Raw genomic sequence first — 16,497 nt, forward strand, 5'->3', positions numbered from 1 at the left:
TTGCCATTCCGCTTGCCGGTTTGCGCAGTCGCGCCCAAGGGTGCGAAATTGTCAGGTGCCCGAGGGCGAAGGAACGCTGGCCTATCTGAATTTCCGCGGAATTTTCGACGCCGGCCTGTCATTCTTCTGCGGGGGCGGCCTCGCAGGGGGGCCGGGATCTAAGGATGGAGCGTAAGCGTAGTTGGCCGACCAGAATCTCAAGGACCGCGAAAGCGGCCGGGCTGGGAGCCGTAGGCGACTCGTCATCGTCGAGTCGCCGACCAAGGCGCGCAAATTGGCCGGCTACCTGGGCTCCAACTACATCGTCGAATCGTCGCGGGGGCACATCCGCGACCTGCCCCGCGCCGCCGCCGACGTGCCGGCGAAGTACAAGTCCGAGCCGTGGGCACGGCTCGGGGTCAACGTCGATCACGACTTCGAACCGCTCTACATCATCAGCCCGGAGAAGAAGAGCACCGTCAGCGAACTGAAGGGCTTGCTGAAGGGCGTCGACGAGCTCTACCTCGCCACGGATGGTGACCGCGAGGGCGAAGCCATCGCCTGGCACCTGCTGGAAACGCTGAAGCCGAACATCCCGGTCAAGCGGATGGTGTTCCACGAGATCACCGAGCCGGCCATCCTCGAGGCCGCCGAAAACCCCCGTGACCTGGACATCGACCTGGTCGACGCGCAGGAGACCCGCCGCATCCTGGACCGGCTGTACGGCTACGAGGTCAGCCCGGTGCTGTGGAAGAAGGTGGCGCCCAAGCTGTCGGCGGGCCGGGTGCAGTCGGTGGCCACGCGCATCATCGTCCAGCGGGAACGCGACCGGATGGCGTTCCGCAGCGCCTCCTACTGGGACATCGTGGCCCAGCTGGACGCCAGCGTGTCCGACCCGCAGGCCTCACCGCCCACCTTCACCGCCCGCCTGAGCTCCGTCGACGGGCTGCGGGTGGCCACCGGCCGCGACTTCGACTCGCTGGGTCAACTGCGCAAGGCCGACGAGGTCACCGTGTTGAACCAGGCCCAGGCGACGGAGCTGGCCGCCGGGCTGCGCGGCGCCCAGCTCTCCGTCGCCTCGGTCGAGGAGAAGCCCTACACCCGGCGGCCCTACGCGCCGTTCATGACGTCGACGCTGCAGCAGGAGGCAGGCCGCAAGCTGCGGTTCTCCTCCGAGCGGACCATGAGCATCGCGCAGCGGCTCTACGAGAACGGCTACATCACTTATATGCGGACCGACTCGACGACGCTGTCGCAGTCGGCCATCAACGCCGCACGCACCCAGGCGCGTCAGCTCTACGGCGAGGAGTACGTCTCGCCGTCGCCGCGTCAGTACACCCGCAAGGTGAAGAACGCCCAGGAGGCGCACGAGGCCATCCGGCCCGCCGGCGAGGCGTTCGCGACCCCGGACGCGGTGCGCCGCGAGCTCGACGGCGACGAATTCCGGCTCTACGAGCTGATCTGGCAGCGCACGGTGGCCTCGCAGATGGCCGACGCGCGCGGCACGACGCTGAGCCTGCGGATCAATGGGGCGGCGGGTGGGGCCGCCGGGCAAAGGCAAGTGGTGTTCGCCGCCAGCGGGCGCACCATCACGTTCGCCGGCTTCCTGAAGGCCTACGTCGAGACCGTCGACGAACTGGCCGGCGGGGAGGCCGACGACGCCGAGAGCCGGTTGCCGCAGCTGACGCAGGGCCAGCGCCTGGACGCCATCGAGCTGACTCCGGACGGCCACGCCACCAACCCCCCGGCGCGCTACACCGAGGCGTCGTTGGTGAAGGCGCTCGAGGAGCTGGGCATCGGCCGCCCGTCGACGTATTCGTCGATCATCAAGACCATCCAGGACCGCGGCTACGTGCACAAGAAGGGCAGCGCCCTGGTGCCGTCGTGGGTCGCGTTCGCCGTAACCGGTTTGCTGGAACAGCATTTCGGCCGGCTCGTCGACTACGGCTTCACCGCCGCGATGGAGGACGAACTCGACGCGATCGCCTCCGGGCAGGAGCGGCGCACCGACTGGCTGAACCGCTTCTACTTCGGCGGCGAGCACGGGGTTGCCGACTCGGTGGCCCGTTCCGGTGGGCTCAAGAAGCTCGTCGGCGTCAACCTCGAAGGCATCGACGCCCGAGAAGTCAACTCCATCAAGCTGTTTGACGACGAGCAGGGCCGGCCGGTGTACGTCCGGGTGGGCAAGAACGGGCCCTACCTGGAGCGCATGGTCGCCGGCGACGACGGCGCACCGACGCCGCAGCGCGCCAACCTCAACGACTCGCTGACGCCCGACGAGCTGACGCTGGACGTGGCCGAACAGCTGTTCGCCACGCCGCAGGAGGGGCGCTCGCTGGGCATCGACCCGCAGACCGGTCACGAGGTCGTCGCCAAGGACGGCCGGTACGGCCCCTACGTCACCGAGATCCTGCCGCCGCCCCCCGAAGCGGACGACGGTGGTGCCCCGGCGAAGAAGGGCAAGAAACCCACCGGCCCCAAGCCCCGCACCGGCTCGCTGCTGCGCAGTATGGACCTGCAGACCGTCACCCTCGAGGACGCGCTCAAGCTGCTGTCGCTGCCCCGCGTGGTGGGTGTGGACCCGCAGACCGGTGAGGAGATCACCGCCCAGAACGGCCGCTACGGCCCATACCTGAAGCGCGGCACCGACTCTCGCTCGCTGGCGACCGAAGACCAGATCTTCGAGATCACGCTCGACGAGGCGTTGAAGATCTACGCGGAGCCCAAGCGTCGCGGCCGGCAGGCCGCCGCCGCGCCGCCGTTGCGCGAGCTGGGCGCCGACCCCGCGACCGGCAAGCCGATGGTGATCAAGGACGGCCGGTTCGGCCCCTACGTCACCGACGGTGAGACGAACGCGAGCCTGCGCAAGGGCGACGACGTGCTGTCGATCACCGACGAGCGGGCCGCCGAATTGCTGGCCGACCGGCGGGCGCGCGGTCCGGTGAAGCGTCCGGCGAAGAAGGCGGTGCGGAAGAAGGCCCCGGCCAAGAGGGCCGGCAAGCGCGCCTAGCGCCGGCTAATAGCCGGGGCCGATGGCCTCGCTGTGCACCTCGTCGGACGTCCGCACGGGTTGGCTATCCGGCGATCCGGCCAGGTTCACCGGCCGCGCCAGCTGGGTGGGGGCGGTGCGGCCACGCAGCTCGACCACCTCGCCCACATCCCAGCACAGGGCCTCGGCGTCCAGGGCGCCGCTGACCGCGATCGCCGACGCCAGCACGTGCCCGGGCTCCAGCTTGGCCAGCTCGGTCAGCCGGGCGGCCTCGTTGACCGGGTCCCCGATCACCGTGTACTCGAAGCGGGCCTGCGCGCCGATGTGCCCGGCGATCGCCCTGCCGGCCGACACCCCGATGCCGAACTCCGCCGACCCGATCACCGGGAGCAGCGCGTCGTGCAGCTCGCGGGCCGCGGCGAGCGCGCCGCCCGAAGCGTCGGGGTGTTCGATCGGCGCGCCGAAGATGGCCAGCGCGGCGTCGCCCTGGAATTTGTTGACGAAACCGCCGTGGCGGCCCACGGTTTCCACGACCACCCGGAAGAACTCGTTGAGCAGGTGGACCACCTCGGCGGGCGGGCGGGTCGCGGCGAGCTTGGTGGAGCCGACCAGGTCGACGAAGAGGACCGCCACGTGGCGCTCCTGGCCGCCCAGCTCGGTGCCGCGCTCCAGCGCCCGCCGGGCCACGTCTTCGCCGACGTAGCGGCCGAACAGGTCGCGCAGCCGCTGCCGCTCGGACAGGTCCCGCACCATGTCGTTGAAGCCGGCCTGCAGCAGCCCCAGCTCGCTGGCGTCGTAGATCTGCATGTGCGCGTTGTAGTTCCCGCGTTGCACCTCTGACAGCGCCCAGCGCAGCTGGCGCAGCGGGTCGGCGATCGACATGGCCACCAGCAGGGTGCTGACGAAGCCGATGCCCAGCGCCGCCAGTGCCAGCAGCAGGATCGGGGTGAACAACTTCTCCGGTGTCGCGTGCAGCAGCGACGCCTTGTCCGCCATCACCGCCAGCACGATCGCCAGCACCGGGACCGCGGTGGACAGCATCCACGTCAGGATCTGGCGCAGGATGACACCGGGCGCCTGGACGTTCTCGGGTACGCCGCTGCGCAGGGCGGCCACGGCCACCGGCCGCAGCACCCGCTCGGACTGCAGGTAGCCGATGATCGCGGTGGCCGCGGCGCCCAGTCCCGTGGCGACGGCCACGACGGGCGCCGCGAACCGGGCCACCGACCAGCTGGCGACGATGAACACCACCCCGCCGATCAACCAGGCCGCCATGCTGATGAGCGTGCGGTAGAACGGCATCCGCAGGGCCCGGCTACGGGCCAGCTCCGTGGCCGCCGGGTCGGCCTCGGCCAGCAGGTTGTCCCGGCGCTGCCAGCGGAAGACCGGCATCAGCAGCTTCAGGTTCACCATCCAGCCGGCCAGGAACAACACCACCAGCGCGGTACCGAAGACCGCCAGGTTCAAGACGGGCAGATCCTGCAGCTGAATGCGATCCTCGGGGGGCAGGGCGTAGCGCAGGAAGCCGAGCACGAAGAGGGCGCCGATGATGTCGGCCTGCAGCATGCTCAGCGAGAACAGTGGCCACGGGGTGCGCACCACCCACCGGACGAATCCGCTGATCCGCCCGGGCAGTGCTGCCGGTGATGCCACGATCCCACCGTATCGGTCAGCAGGGACTTGTCGGAAACTTACAACCATCTCGAGCGGGCCCCATCCGCGGCGAAAAAGGGCGAAATGTAACGGGACCGTCGCAATGCGGTGGCTGATCGGTATCCGTCGGCGGTGATGGCTACTGTTACCGGTGATGTCCGGGGTGTTTGCGCGGCTGGTAGGCCAGGACGCGGTGACGGCCGAATTGCTCGCCGCCGCCAGGGCCGCCCGCGGTGATCTCGTTCACAGCGAGGCGGGCGCCGGGACTATGACACATGCGTGGCTCATCACGGGTCCCCCCGGGTCGGGGCGCTCGGTCGCGGCGCTGTGCTTCGCGGCCGCGCTGCAGTGCACCTCCGACGCGGAACCGGGGTGCGGGCAGTGCCGCGCCTGCACGACGACGATGGCCGGCACCCACGCCGACGTGCGCCGGGTGGTCCCCGAAGGGCTGTCCATCGGGGTGGACGAGATGCGCGGCATCGTGCAGATCGCGTCCCGGCGGCCGGCCACCGGGCACCGGCAGATCGTGGTGATCGAGGACGCCGACCGGCTGACCGAGGGCGCCGCCAACGCGCTGCTCAAGGTCGTGGAGGAGCCGCCGCCGTCGACGGTGTTCCTGTTGTGCGCGCCGTCGGTGGACCCGGAGGACATCTCCATCACGCTGCGGTCCCGTTGCCGGCACGTCGCGCTGGTCACCCCGCCGACCGAGGCGATCGCGCGCGTGCTGATGGACAGCGACGGCCTGAGTCCCGACACCGCGAACTGGGCGGCCTCGGTCAGCGGCGGCCACGTGGGCCGGGCGCGGCGGTTGGCCACCGACTCCGAGGCCCGGGCGCGCCGCGAGCGGGCGCTGGGGCTGGTCCGCGACGCCGCGACGCCGTCACGCGCCTATGCCGCCGCCGAGGAGCTGGTGGCCGCGGCCGAAGCCGAGGCTGTGGTACTCACCGCGGACCGCGCCGAGGCCGAGACCGAGGAGCTGCGGACGGCCCTGGGCGCCGGCGGCACCGGTAAGGGCACCGCCGGGGCGATGCGGGGCGCCGCCGGCGCGATGAAGGACCTCGAGCGGCGGCAGAAATCGCGTCAGACCCGCGCCTCCCGCGACGCGCTGGACCGGGCGCTGATCGACCTGGCGACGTATTTCCGCGACGCGCTCATGGTCTCGGCCGGTGCGGGGTCGGTGCGGCCCAACCATCCGGACATGGCCGACCGGGTCGCGGCCCTGGCCGCCCACGCCGCGCCGCCGCGGTTGCTGCGCTGCATCGAGGCGGTGCTGGAGTGCCGCGAGGCGCTGGCGATGAACGTCAAACCCAAGTTCGCGGTCGACGCCATGGTGGCCACCTTCGGCCAGGAACTGCGCGACTAACTTGGGCCGGCCCGCCCGCCTGCCGTAGACTCGTGCCGCCCGGCGTCAGGGTGTGCCGCCTTAGCTCAGTCGGTAGAGCGATTCACTCGTAATGAATAGGTCGGGGGTTCGATTCCCCCAGGCGGCTCCACAGGTTTTACCGCCAGGCGCGCGTCTTCAGGCCGGCGCCAGGAACCCCACCGGACCCGACGCGAGGCACAGCGCGAGTGCGGTGGTGTTGGCGCGCACGGTGATCGCGTCCCCGGCGCCGGGCAGCCGGACGAAGACACGGTTGAGACCCGGATGCACGGGGACCCGCGCCTCGGGCCCCTGCGTCATCGCCAGCGTCATCGTTCCCTCGCTGTTGGCCAGGTAATTGAGTTCGACGCTCCAGTCGGCGGGCAGCAGCGGCCCGTCGAGGGCGAGGCGCGCCGGCTTGTCCGGCTGCGCGAAATACCCGCACTGCGGCAGGGGTCCCGGCACGATGGTCCGCACCCAGGTCACCCGTGCCCTGACCAGGTGACCCGATCTGTCCAGCATCAGCAATCGCGTTGTGGCCGAGGCGAATTCGGGCCTGTCTCGCAGCAGGGCGAACAGGTGGCTGGCCAGGTTCTCCGGCGCCGCCACCCGCTGCAGCACCAGCGGGTCGACCTCCTGATCCAGTAGCGGCGCCGTCGACGCCGCGTGCGCCGCGGCCAGGTCGGCCTGGGCGTTCCGCAGGTAGGGCTGGGCCGGGTTGTCCCGCCAGCTGGTCAGGAACGTCGCCGTCGAGTACAGGCTGCTGGCGACGAACAACGCCGCCAAACCCAGCGTCACCACGGTGCGTCCGGGGGAGGCGTCCAGCCAGCGGGGCCCGCCGGCCCGGTTGGGCGCGCCGAACGCGACGGCGGCCAGCAGGGCCAGCACGAAGACGAGATCCGGGAAATACCGCAGGGTTTGGGCGAGCTCCAGCGCGGTCTGCTTCGACGAGCGCATCAGATAGATCGGCACCTGACAGGCGACGGCGTAGCCGGCCGCGGTCAGCCACACCGCCCCGATGTGCCGCTTGCGCATCAGCGACAGCACCAGCGTGCCCGCCAGCGCCAGCCAGCCGAGCGCCATCACCAACGGCGGGGGCGTGGCCCACGGTGAGGCCGGCGCCCACCGGTCCCAGCGCCATGGCCCGCCGGCCAGCCCGGGGACGATGCCGTGGGTGACCGACCGCACCAACAGCTCCGAGGTCATCGCCAGGTCGGAACTCCACCGCCGCTGATTGACCACGGCCAGATAGAGCGCGATCCAGCCGGCGGTCAACGACAGCGTCGGGACCCACAGCCGCAGCCCGGCGCGCCACACCGTCCGCAGCGCCGCCCGATCGCCCTGCACGTGGCGCAGCAGCGCGGCCACCGCGAAGGCGACGAACGGGATGACCGCGGCCTTCTCGAAGAACAGCAGCCCACCGAGATAGGCCAGCGTCCCCGTCGCCGCGTAGCGCCGGTTGCCGGTGCGCACCAGCAGCACGGCGTCGGCGCACACCCAGGCCAGCGCCGCCAGCATCGGCAGCGAGTTCAGCGCCGCCGCCCACCACGCGAACCCCGGCACGGCCAGCGGGGTGAACAGCGCGAACGTCAGCGGGATCAGCAGCACCGGCCGCCACCCGAGGAGGACGTGCAGCGCGCGCAATAGCGCCAGCGACGCCAGCAGCTGCAGCACCAGCAGGCTGATCGCCGGCCCCGTCCAGTTCAGCGGCGCCAACCGGATGATGGCGCCGCCGAGCAGAAAAGCGCCGGGCATGACGTGGCCGTCGTGGTCGTCGAACAGGTACGCCGGCGAAAACAGGTTGTGGGTGCCGGCCTTGCCGATCAGGATCAGGTCGTCCCAGTAGAAGTAGCCCCCGAACGCCAGCGCCGCGCGTATGCCCAGCGCAATGGCGATCAGCGCCCCGGCGACCACCCCTATGTATGGTGGGCCGGTGCGCGCACTGGTTACCGGGGCTGCCGGATTCATCGGGTCGACGCTAGTCGACCGCCTGCTGGCCGACGGCCACACCGTGGTGGGGCTGGACAACTTCGCGACCGGCCGCGCGACTAACATCGAGCACTTGGCCGACAACCCGGCGTACGCCTTCGTCGAGGCCGACATCGTCACCGCCGACCTGCGCGGCATCCTCGACGAGCACCGGCCGGAGGTGGTGTTTCACCTGGCGGCCCAGATCGACGTCCGGCATTCGGTGGCCGACCCGCAGTTCGACGCCTCGGTCAACGTCATCGGCACCATCCGCCTGGCCGAGGCGGCCCGCATGGCCGGGGTGCGGAAAATCGTGCACACCTCGTCGGGGGGATCCATCTACGGCACGCCGCCGGTATACCCGACGCCGGAGACGGTGCCCACCGACCCGGCTTCGCCGTACGCCGCGGGCAAGGTGGCCGGCGAGATCTACCTGAACACGTTCCGCCACCTGTACGGCATGGAGTGTTCGCACATCGCGCCCGCCAACGTGTACGGCCCCCGCCAGGACCCGCACGGCGAGGCCGGCGTGGTGGCGATCTTCGCCCAGGCGCTGTTGTCGGGCAAACCCACCAAGGTGTTCGGCGACGGCGGCAAGACCCGCGACTACGTGTACGTCGACGACGTGGTCGACGCGTTCGTCAGGGCCTCCGGGGACGCCGGCGGAGGGCAGCGGTTCAACGTCGGCACCGGGATCGAAACCTCGGACCGCCAACTGCATTCGGCGGTGGCCGCGGCCGTCGGGGGACCCGACGACCCGGAGTTTCATCCGGATCGGCTCGGCGACCTGAGGCGGTCCTGCCTCGACATCGGCCTGGCCGGACGGGTTTTGGGCTGGCGCCCGCAGGTGCGGCTCGACGACGGCGTGCGCCGCACGGTCGAGTACTTCCGTCACGCGCAGACGGTCTAGCGCGGCGTCGAGTGTGCAGTTAGGCCTTTGAGTGTGAACCGGCGACGGGGAATTCGCCGAAATCCCGCCGTGGCTTCACACTTGAGGCCATCAGCGCACGGAAAGCCGGGCCCTGCCTACACGTTTGACGACTGCTCGGGCGCCTGTGCGCCCTCCAGCGCCAGGGTGCGGGCGAGGCGCGCGTAGCGCAGCTCCAGGTCCTTGAACCGCATGTAGGTGCTGAGCGTGGTGAAGCAGAACGCCATGATGAGCGCGTAGAGCATCAGATCGGTGCCGCGGCGCACCCCGAACCACTGCGCCACCACCGTGGTGTCGTCGGGCCGCAGCACGGCATAGATGCCGCCCAGCACGAAGACGACGTAGCCGACCTTGACCCAGGCCCGCGACCGCGCATTCCGGCGGGACCGCAACAGGTAGACCAGCAGCGCGATGATCGACCCGATCAGCAGCACCTGGATCCAGTTCATCTGGGAATCCTTCCTCGCAGGAAACCGTCGAAGATGATGTTGACGCCGTTGAGAAGCGGCTGTCCCTTCGACTTCGAGTAAGCGGTGTACAGCACCTCGACCGGCTGTTCGACGACGCGCCAATGGTTTTCGGCGATGAGCATGATGAACTCGTTGGCGTGGCTCATGCCGCTCATCGTGATGTCCAGCCCGTCGGCGACCTTCTTGTTGAAGACCCGCAGCCCATTGTTGGTGTCGGTCAAGCCAAGTCGGCGACCGCGCCGGCTCAGGCGGGCGGCGGTCTGCAGCACGAGCCGTTTCAGAAACGGCGGCCGGGTGCCCACCGCCGCGCCGAACCGCGTCCCGATGACGACGTCGACGTCCTCGGAGCAGAGCCGGTCGACCATCGCGGCCAGGTCCTTGACCCGGTGCTGCCCGTCACCGTCGAACGTGGCGAACACCTGAGCGCCGGGCTGTTTGCGGGCGTACTCGACGCCGGTCTGGATGGCCGCACCCTGGCCTAGGTTGATCGGATGGCGCACCAGGTGGGCGCCGGCCCGCCTGGCGATCTCACCCGTGTCGTCGCTGCTGCCGTCGTCGACGCAGACGACATTGTCGAAGACGGAGCGCACATCGGCGACCACCTCTCCGATGACGGCGGCTTCGTTGAAGGCGGGGATGACGATCCAGGCGCCCGGGTATTGGGATGCTGTGTCCATTCAGCCCAAAAGGTACACGCGATCAGCCGGTAGGGCGCTCGGCGCGCGACAGCGCCACCAGATGAACGCCGATTCCCACCAGTGGGCCGCACAGCAGGCCGACGACGGTGCGCGTCTGCAGCGGCAGCGGTAGCAGCAGCAGTAACACCGACGCCACCGTCGCCCCGACCCAGCCCAGCGCGTACGCCCGTTGTAGCGCCGCCGCGACCGCGCCGGCCCCGGTCAGCGTCAGCATCGCGATCGCCACGGCCGCCGCCGTCAGCCAGGCCAGCAGCGCACCGTCGGCGTGGTACTGCGGCCCGAAGGCGACCCGCAGCAGCCACGGGCCCACGGCCCAGGCGGCCAGCACCCCCACCGCGCCGATGCCGCCGACGACGGCGGCCGGCCCGAGCAGGGCGCGCACCCGGTCGTTGCGCGCGTCGACGAAGTGCGCGATCAGGTTGCCCTGCATGGCCGTCAGCGGCACCAGCAGCGGCGCCCGCGTCAACGTCACGGCGAGGATGATCACCCCGCCCTCGGCCCCCAGCTCGTCGCTGGTCAGCTTCAACAGCACCGGAAATCCCATCACCAGGACCGCGCTGGCGCCGGCGGCGGTGATCGAATGGGCGGCCCCGCGCAGGAAGGTCTGGGCGCCGCCCGGTGTCCGCAGGCGGGCGGCGGACCGTGCCGAAGGGGAAGCCAGCAGCATGATGAGCCACGCGACCGCGCCCGCCACCGTGGCCCACAGGAAGCCGACCAGGCTCCAGCCGAGGACGACGGTGGCCGCGGCGACCGTGACCCGCATGACCGCGTCGGTCACCATCAGCGTCCCGTAACCGGTCCACCGATCGGTGCCCGCCAGCATGCCCAGCAGCGTGGCGTGCACACAGAACCCGGCCAGCCCGACGCTGAGCAGTGCCACCGAGAGCCAGCGTTGTTCGACGAACACCCGCGCGCTCCACAACGGCGAGCTGCCCGCGATCACGACGGCCGCGCCGACGCCGACCAACATGGCCACCCGCAGCGGGTGGGTTCGCGGCTCGTCCGCGACCGGCAGGGCCGCCGGCAGGTGGCGGCTCGACCGGATCTCCCGGGTGGTCTCCTGCAGCAGGCCGAAAGCGGCGCCGGTGGCCAGGCCGAACGCCCCCCAGAACACCCCGAACACCGAAAATCCGCCCGGCGCCAGGTCGCGGGCGGCCAGATAGATCACGGCGTAACCGCACAGGGCGGTCACCGCCGTCGCGGTGGCGACCCGTGCCACGCTGCCGCGCGTGATCGGACCGGTGCCGGTGGGGGCTTGGGTACCGCCGACTTCGGGCATCGCCACAATTTGAAAATAGTAAGTGGCCGTGGACGCAGGTCTGCGGCGGCGACCGGCGTTCGCTATCGTGAGCGGCTGTCGGAAAGGACCTCGGCCGCCTTGCGCATCTTCGGGATCTCGCTGTTGGTCACCGTGGCGGCCCTCGCGGTCGGATACGCCCACGGCGGCCTGCAGGATCTGTTCTTGCTGCTGGTGCTGGCCATCCTCGAGGTGTCGCTGTCCTTCGACAACGCCGTCATCAACGCCGCGATCCTCAAGCAGATGAGCCCCTTCTGGCGGCAGATGTTCCTGACCGTCGGGATTCTCATCGCCGTGTTCGGTATGCGGCTGCTCTTTCCGCTACTGATCGTGTGGGCCACCGCCGACCTCGACCCCGTCCGCGCGATGGAGCTGGCGCTGCACCCCCCGCCGCACGGCGCGCTGGAATTCCCCGACGGCTCGCCCAGCTATGAGAAGCTGCTCGCCGCCGCGCATCCGCAGATCGCGGCGTTCGGTGGGACATTCCTGCTGATGCTGTTCCTGGATTTCGTGTTCCACGACCGAGACATCAAGTGGCTCAAGTGGATCGAGATCCCGTTCGCCCGCATCGGGCGGCTGGGTCAGGTGTCGGTGGCGGTGACCGTCGTCTTGCTGATTCTGGTCGGCACCCGGCTGACGCAGTCGGCCGAGGAGCGCGCGACGGTGCTGACCGCCGGACTGCTCGGCCTGGTGACGTATCTGATCGTCAACGGCCTGAGCCGGGCGTTTCGGCCGCCGGACGTCGAGGCGGCGTCGAACGGCAAGGCGGTCGCCAGGGCCGGCCTGAGCCTGTTTCTTTATCTCGAGGTTCTCGACGCCGCCTTTTCCTTCGACGGGGTCACCGGCGCGTTCGCGATCACCTCGGACCCGATCGTCATCGCCTTGGGGCTCGGCCTGGTGGGCTCGATGTTCGTCCGGTCCATCACGATCTTCCTGGTGAAACAGGACGCGCTGGACCGCTACGTGTACCTCGAGCACGGCGCGCACTGGGCGATCGGGGTGCTCTCGGTGATCATGCTCGTCTCGATCGACCCGCGGTTCGAGGTCCCCGAGCCGGTCACCGCCTCGGTCGGCGTGGTGTTCATCAGCGCGGCGCTGGGCTGGAGCGTGCTGCGCAATCGACGCCAGGCCGCGGCCGCCGGTTAAGGCCGGTCGGGCGTCAGTGCCCGCCGGCCTTGAACCGCTCCACCGAGCGCTGAATCTCGGCTTCGGCTTCCGCCCGGCCGACCCAGTCCGCGGCCTTGACGAACTTGCCCGGCTCCAGGTCCTTGTAGTGCACGAAGAAGTGCTTGATGACGTCCAGCTCGAACTCGGGGACGTCCGCGATGTCCTGGACGTGGTCCCAGCGGTGGTCACCGGCCGGCACGCACAGGACTTTGTCGTCGCCACCCTTCTCGTCGGTCATCCGGAACATGCCGACCGGACGGGCCTCGACGATGACGCCGGGGAACACCGACTGCGGCAACAGCACCATCGCGTCCAGCGGGTCGCCGTCTTCGCCAAGGGTGTCCTCGATGAAGCCGTAGTCGGTCGGGTAGCCCATCGAGGTGTACAGGTAACGGTCCAGACGCACCCGTCCGGTCTCGTGGTCGATCTCGTACTTGTTCCGCTGGCCTTTCAGGATCTCGATGGTGACGTCGAATTCCACGGCGTCGGCTCCTTTTCTGGGTAGGCAGGTCAACTTTCCTCTGTTACACCCTAGTCGAGCCCATTTCGGCCGATTCGGCAGAATGGCTTCAGACAGTCAGGAGAGCGATGGGTCCCACTCGCTGGCAAAAATCCACCCATGTCTTCGTCGGGTTGGCCGTGCTGGCGTTCGTCGCCGCCGTGGTGGCGGCGGCAACGTTTTTCACCTCGGCGGGGCATGGCGGCAACAGCTCGCACGCCCCCATACCGCCTCCGCACGCGCCGGCCGTCAAACCGGGAATGGTGCCCGTCAGCGACACCGCCGAGACGCCCAGCCCCGCCGGGGTGACGGCCGCGCTCGCGCCCATCGCGGCCGATCCCAACCTGGGCCGGCTGGGCGGCCGCATCACCGACGCCATCACCGGCAAAGAGCTTTGGCAGGTGGCAGACGACATGCCGCTGGTGCCGGCGTCCACCAACAAGGTGCTCACGGCGGCCGCGGCCCTGCTCACCCTGGACCGTCAGGCGCGGATCAGCACGCGGGTGGTGGCCGGCAGCCAGAACGCTCAGGGGCCGGTCGTGCTGGTCGGCGCCGGCGATCCGGTGCTGTCGGCGGCGCCGCCCGGGGTGGAGACCTGGTACCGCGGGTCGGCCCGGATCAGCGACCTCGTCGAGCAGATCCGCCGCAGCGGCGTGACGCCGACCGCGGTGCAAGTGGACACGTCGGCGTTCAGCGGGCCGACGATGGCGCAGGGCTGGGACGCCGCCGACGTCGACAACGGCGACATCGCGCCGATCGAGTCGGTGATGATCGACGCGGGGCGTATCCAGCCGACCACCGTCAATTCCCGGCGGTCCCGGACGCCGGCGCTCGACGCCGGGCGAGAGCTGGCCAAGGCGTTGGGCCTGGACCCCGCGGCGGTGACGATCGCGACGGCGCCCTCGGGAGCGCGGCAGCTGGCCGTCGTGCAGTCGGCGCCGCTGGTCGAACGGCTGTCCGAGATGATGGACCACTCCGACAACGTGATGGCCGAATGCATCGCCCGCGAGGTGGCCGCCGCCATCAACCGGCCGCGCAGCTTCGCCGGGGCGGTCGACGCGGTGACCAATCGGTTGGGCACCGCCCACGTCGACACCGGCGGCGTCGCGCTGCTGGACTCCAGCGGGTTGTCCGTCGACGACCGGTTGACCGCCAGGACGCTCGACGGCGTGCTGCAGGCGGCCGCCGGACCCGACCAGCCCGCGCTGCGTGCGCTGCTGGACCTGCTCCCGATCGCCGCCGGTAGCGGGACGCTGGGCGACCGCTTCACCGACGCGGCGTCCAATCAAGGGCCGGCCGGCTGGCTGCGGGCCAAGACCGGATCGCTGACCGCCGTCAACGCCCTGGCCGGGGTGCTCACCGACCGCAGCGGCCGGGTGCTCACGTTCGCCTTCATCTCCAACGCGGCCGGACCCAACGGTCGCAACGCGATGGACGCCCTGGCCACCAAGCTCTGGTCCTGTGGTTGCTCATGACGTCCGGCTCGGAGCTGACGCTCGGCACCGCCGTCGACTGGGGCTTCGCCGCCACCGTCGGTAAGCGGTTGGCCCGGCCGGGGCCGCCCTCGAGCGAGTACACCCGGCGGCAGGTGATCGACGAGCTCACCAGGTCGGCCGCCAAGGCCGAACCGCCGGTGCGTGAGGTCACCGGGCTGGTGACCAAGGGGGCCGTGCCCGCCGCCCGGATCGTCGACCGTCCGGAATGGATCGCCGCGGCGGCCGAGTCGATGCGGGTGATGATGAACGGCGCGGAGAAGCCGCGGGGCTTTCTCACGGGCCGCGTCACCGGCGCACAGACGGGGGCGGTCCTGGCGTTCGTGTCGTCGGGGATCCTCGGTCAGTACGACCCGTTCGCGGCCGGCAAAGAGGGCTGCCTGCTGCTGGTGTATCCCAACGTCATCGCCGTCGAGCGGCAACTGCGGGTGGAGCCCTCCGACTTCCGGCTGTGGGTCTGCCTGCACGAAGTGACCCACCGGGTGCAGTTCACCGCGAACCCGTGGCTGTCCGAGCACATGTCCCGTGCCCTGGCGCTGTTGACGCGGGACCCCGGGGAAGACGTCACGCAGGTGGCGAGCCGGCTCGCCGATTACGTCCGCAACCGCGGCGACGGGGTCGGCGACGACGGCCCGTCGGGGATCGTCGGCCTGGTGCGCGCCGTCCAGTCCGAGCCGCAGCGCCAGGCCCTCGATCAGCTGCTGGTGCTCGGCACGCTGCTGGAGGGCCACGCCGACCACGTGATGGACGCCGTCGGGCCCATGGTGGTGCCGTCGGTGACCACCATTCGCCGTCGATTCGACGAGCGCCGCAACCGCAGGCAACCGCCGCTGCAGCGGCTGCTGCGCGCGCTGCTTGGCCTTGACGCCAAGCTCAGCCAGTACACGCGGGGCAAGGCCTTCGTCGACCACGTGGTGGGGAGGGTCGGGATGGAGCGGTTCAACGCGATCTGGACCGGCCCCGAGACGCTGCCCGTACCCGCCGAGATCGAGGAACCCCAGCGATGGATCGACAGGGTGCTGTAGGGCAGCTGCGCGCGGCTGCCGAGGATTTCCTCAAGACCCACGTCGCCACGGCCGAACAATGGTGCGTGGCGCTATCCGGCGGCCCGGATTCCCTGGCGCTGACCGCGGTGGCGGCCCAGCTGCGGCCCACCACCGCCGTGATCGTCGACCACGGTCTGCAACCGGACTCCGCCGCCGTCGCGCAAACCGCCCGGGAGCAGGCCGAAACGCTGGGATGCGTTGCAGCACAAGTGATTCGAGTGCATGTGGGCAACGAGGGCGGTCCCGAGGCCGCAGCGCGCGCCGCCCGCTACGCCGCCCTGAGCGCCTACCACGGCGGGCCGGTGCTGCTCGGTCATACCCTCGACGACCAGGCGGAGACGGTGCTGCTGGGGCTGGGCCGCGGCTCGGGCGTGCGGTCGATCGCCGGGATGCGCCCGTACGACTCACCGTGGGGCCGGCCGTTGTTGGGGGTGCGGCGCGCCGTGACCCACGCCGCGTGCCGGGAGCTGGGCCTGACCGCCTGGCAGGACCCACACAACACCGACCGCCGCTTCACCCGGACCCGGCTGCGCCTGGAGGTGCTGCCGCTGCTGGAGGACGTGCTGGGCGGCGGGGTGGCCGAGGCGCTGGCCCGGACGGCGACGGCGCTGCGCGAGGACACCGAGCTGCTCGACACGCTCGCCGCCCGGGCGCTGCCCGAGGCGAAGTCGGGCGCGGGCCTGCAGGCGCAGGCGTTGGCCGCGCTGCCCGCCCCGGTGCGGCGCCGGGTGATTCGCGGCTGGCTGTTGGCGGGCGGCGCAACGGGTTTGACGGACAAGCAGATCCGCGCGGTCGACGCCCTTGTCACCGCCTGGCGCGGCCAGGGCGGGGTGGCGGTCGGGTCCGCGTTGCGTGACGAGCGGTTGATCGCGGGGCGGCGCGACGGCGTGCTGACCCTGTGGCGCGAACCGGTTGAAAAATCCGCCCGATAGGCGCAATACCGGGGTCGC

General features: G+C 70.5%; 13 protein-coding genes and 1 tRNA gene. 8 read left to right on the plus strand and 6 right to left on the minus strand.

The features are described 5' to 3' along the window. The first annotated feature begins 181 nt into the window (after window positions 1–181). A complete protein-coding gene (gene topA / locus U8D42_RS24455) occupies window positions 182–2,989 on the plus strand; it encodes a type I DNA topoisomerase (protein ID WP_322860749.1) in 2,808 nt (935 codons plus the stop codon). A gap of 6 nt (window positions 2,990–2,995) precedes the next feature. Here the strand turns inward: topA and U8D42_RS24460 are convergent, their stop codons facing one another. After that, on the minus strand, window positions 2,996–4,669 hold the full coding sequence (locus U8D42_RS24460) for an adenylate/guanylate cyclase domain-containing protein (protein WP_322860748.1): 1,674 nt from the start codon (window positions 4,667–4,669) through the stop codon (window positions 2,996–2,998). 106 nt (window positions 4,670–4,775) lie between these two features. Between U8D42_RS24460 and U8D42_RS24465 the strand changes: the two genes are divergently transcribed. Both U8D42_RS24465 and U8D42_RS24470 read left to right on the plus strand, forming a co-directional pair. Beyond that, complete coding sequence (locus tag U8D42_RS24465; protein WP_322860747.1) at window positions 4,776–5,984, plus strand: DNA polymerase III subunit delta'; 1,209 nt, start codon at window positions 4,776–4,778, stop codon at window positions 5,982–5,984. Between the two features lie 54 nt (window positions 5,985–6,038). Next, window positions 6,039–6,114, plus strand: a tRNA-Thr gene (locus tag U8D42_RS24470). Window positions 6,115–6,140: 26 nt separating this feature from the next. Here the strand turns inward: U8D42_RS24470 and U8D42_RS24475 are convergent. Continuing rightward, window positions 6,141–7,949, minus strand: coding sequence for a hypothetical protein (locus U8D42_RS24475; protein ID WP_322860746.1), 1,809 nt, complete (start codon window positions 7,947–7,949; stop codon window positions 6,141–6,143). Between U8D42_RS24475 and U8D42_RS24480 the strand changes: the two genes are divergently transcribed. Continuing rightward, entirely contained in the window at window positions 7,915–8,859 is a 945-nt protein-coding gene (locus U8D42_RS24480) for an NAD-dependent epimerase/dehydratase family protein (RefSeq protein ID WP_322860745.1), read from the plus strand. The two genes, U8D42_RS24475 and U8D42_RS24480, sit on opposite strands and share 35 nt — an antisense overlap. Before the next feature lie 116 nt (window positions 8,860–8,975). Here U8D42_RS24480 and U8D42_RS24485 read toward each other — a convergent pair whose 3' ends face one another. From U8D42_RS24485 to U8D42_RS24495, 3 genes are read right to left on the minus strand one after another with little or no spacing between them, the layout of a single operon-like run. Next, window positions 8,976–9,326, minus strand: a complete 351-nt coding sequence (locus tag U8D42_RS24485) for a DUF2304 domain-containing protein (protein ID WP_322860744.1) — start codon at window positions 9,324–9,326, stop codon at window positions 8,976–8,978. After that, on the minus strand, window positions 9,323–10,024 hold the full coding sequence (locus U8D42_RS24490) for a glycosyltransferase family 2 protein (RefSeq protein WP_322860743.1): 702 nt from the start codon (window positions 10,022–10,024) through the stop codon (window positions 9,323–9,325). Before U8D42_RS24490 ends, U8D42_RS24485 begins: the two co-directional genes overlap by 4 nt. 22 nt (window positions 10,025–10,046) lie before the next feature. Then, window positions 10,047–11,324, minus strand: coding sequence for a hypothetical protein (locus U8D42_RS24495; RefSeq protein ID WP_322860871.1), 1,278 nt, complete (start codon window positions 11,322–11,324; stop codon window positions 10,047–10,049). Between the two features lie 75 nt (window positions 11,325–11,399). On the opposite strand from U8D42_RS24495, the gene U8D42_RS24500 reads away from it, so the two are divergent. Next, window positions 11,400–12,488, plus strand: a complete 1,089-nt coding sequence (locus tag U8D42_RS24500) for a DUF475 domain-containing protein (protein WP_431523891.1) — start codon at window positions 11,400–11,402, stop codon at window positions 12,486–12,488. A gap of 13 nt (window positions 12,489–12,501) precedes the next feature. Here U8D42_RS24500 and U8D42_RS24505 read toward each other — a convergent pair whose 3' ends face one another. Beyond that, on the minus strand, window positions 12,502–12,990 hold the full coding sequence (locus U8D42_RS24505) for an inorganic diphosphatase (protein WP_322860741.1): 489 nt from the start codon (window positions 12,988–12,990) through the stop codon (window positions 12,502–12,504). 107 nt (window positions 12,991–13,097) lie between these two features. Between U8D42_RS24505 and dacB the strand changes: the two genes are divergently transcribed. Genes dacB through tilS form a run of 3 tightly spaced genes read left to right on the plus strand, consistent with a single transcriptional unit; the run spans window position 13,098 to window position 16,479 of the window. Next, window positions 13,098–14,483 (plus strand): D-alanyl-D-alanine carboxypeptidase/D-alanyl-D-alanine endopeptidase, encoded by a 1,386-nt coding sequence (gene dacB, locus U8D42_RS24510; protein ID WP_322860740.1) that lies wholly within the window; start codon window positions 13,098–13,100, stop codon window positions 14,481–14,483. Continuing rightward, window positions 14,480–15,526 (plus strand): zinc-dependent metalloprotease, encoded by a 1,047-nt coding sequence (locus U8D42_RS24515; protein ID WP_322860739.1) that lies wholly within the window; start codon window positions 14,480–14,482, stop codon window positions 15,524–15,526. Before dacB ends, U8D42_RS24515 begins: the two co-directional genes overlap by 4 nt. Then, window positions 15,505–16,479, plus strand: coding sequence for a tRNA lysidine(34) synthetase TilS (gene tilS / locus U8D42_RS24520; RefSeq protein WP_322860738.1), 975 nt, complete (start codon window positions 15,505–15,507; stop codon window positions 16,477–16,479). The genes U8D42_RS24515 and tilS overlap by 22 nt, the downstream gene beginning before the upstream one ends. The last annotated feature ends 18 nt before the right edge of the window (window positions 16,480–16,497 follow it).

The organism is Mycobacterium europaeum (assembly GCF_034555895.2).
Taxonomy (GTDB): Bacteria; Actinomycetota; Actinomycetes; order Mycobacteriales; family Mycobacteriaceae; genus Mycobacterium; species Mycobacterium europaeum.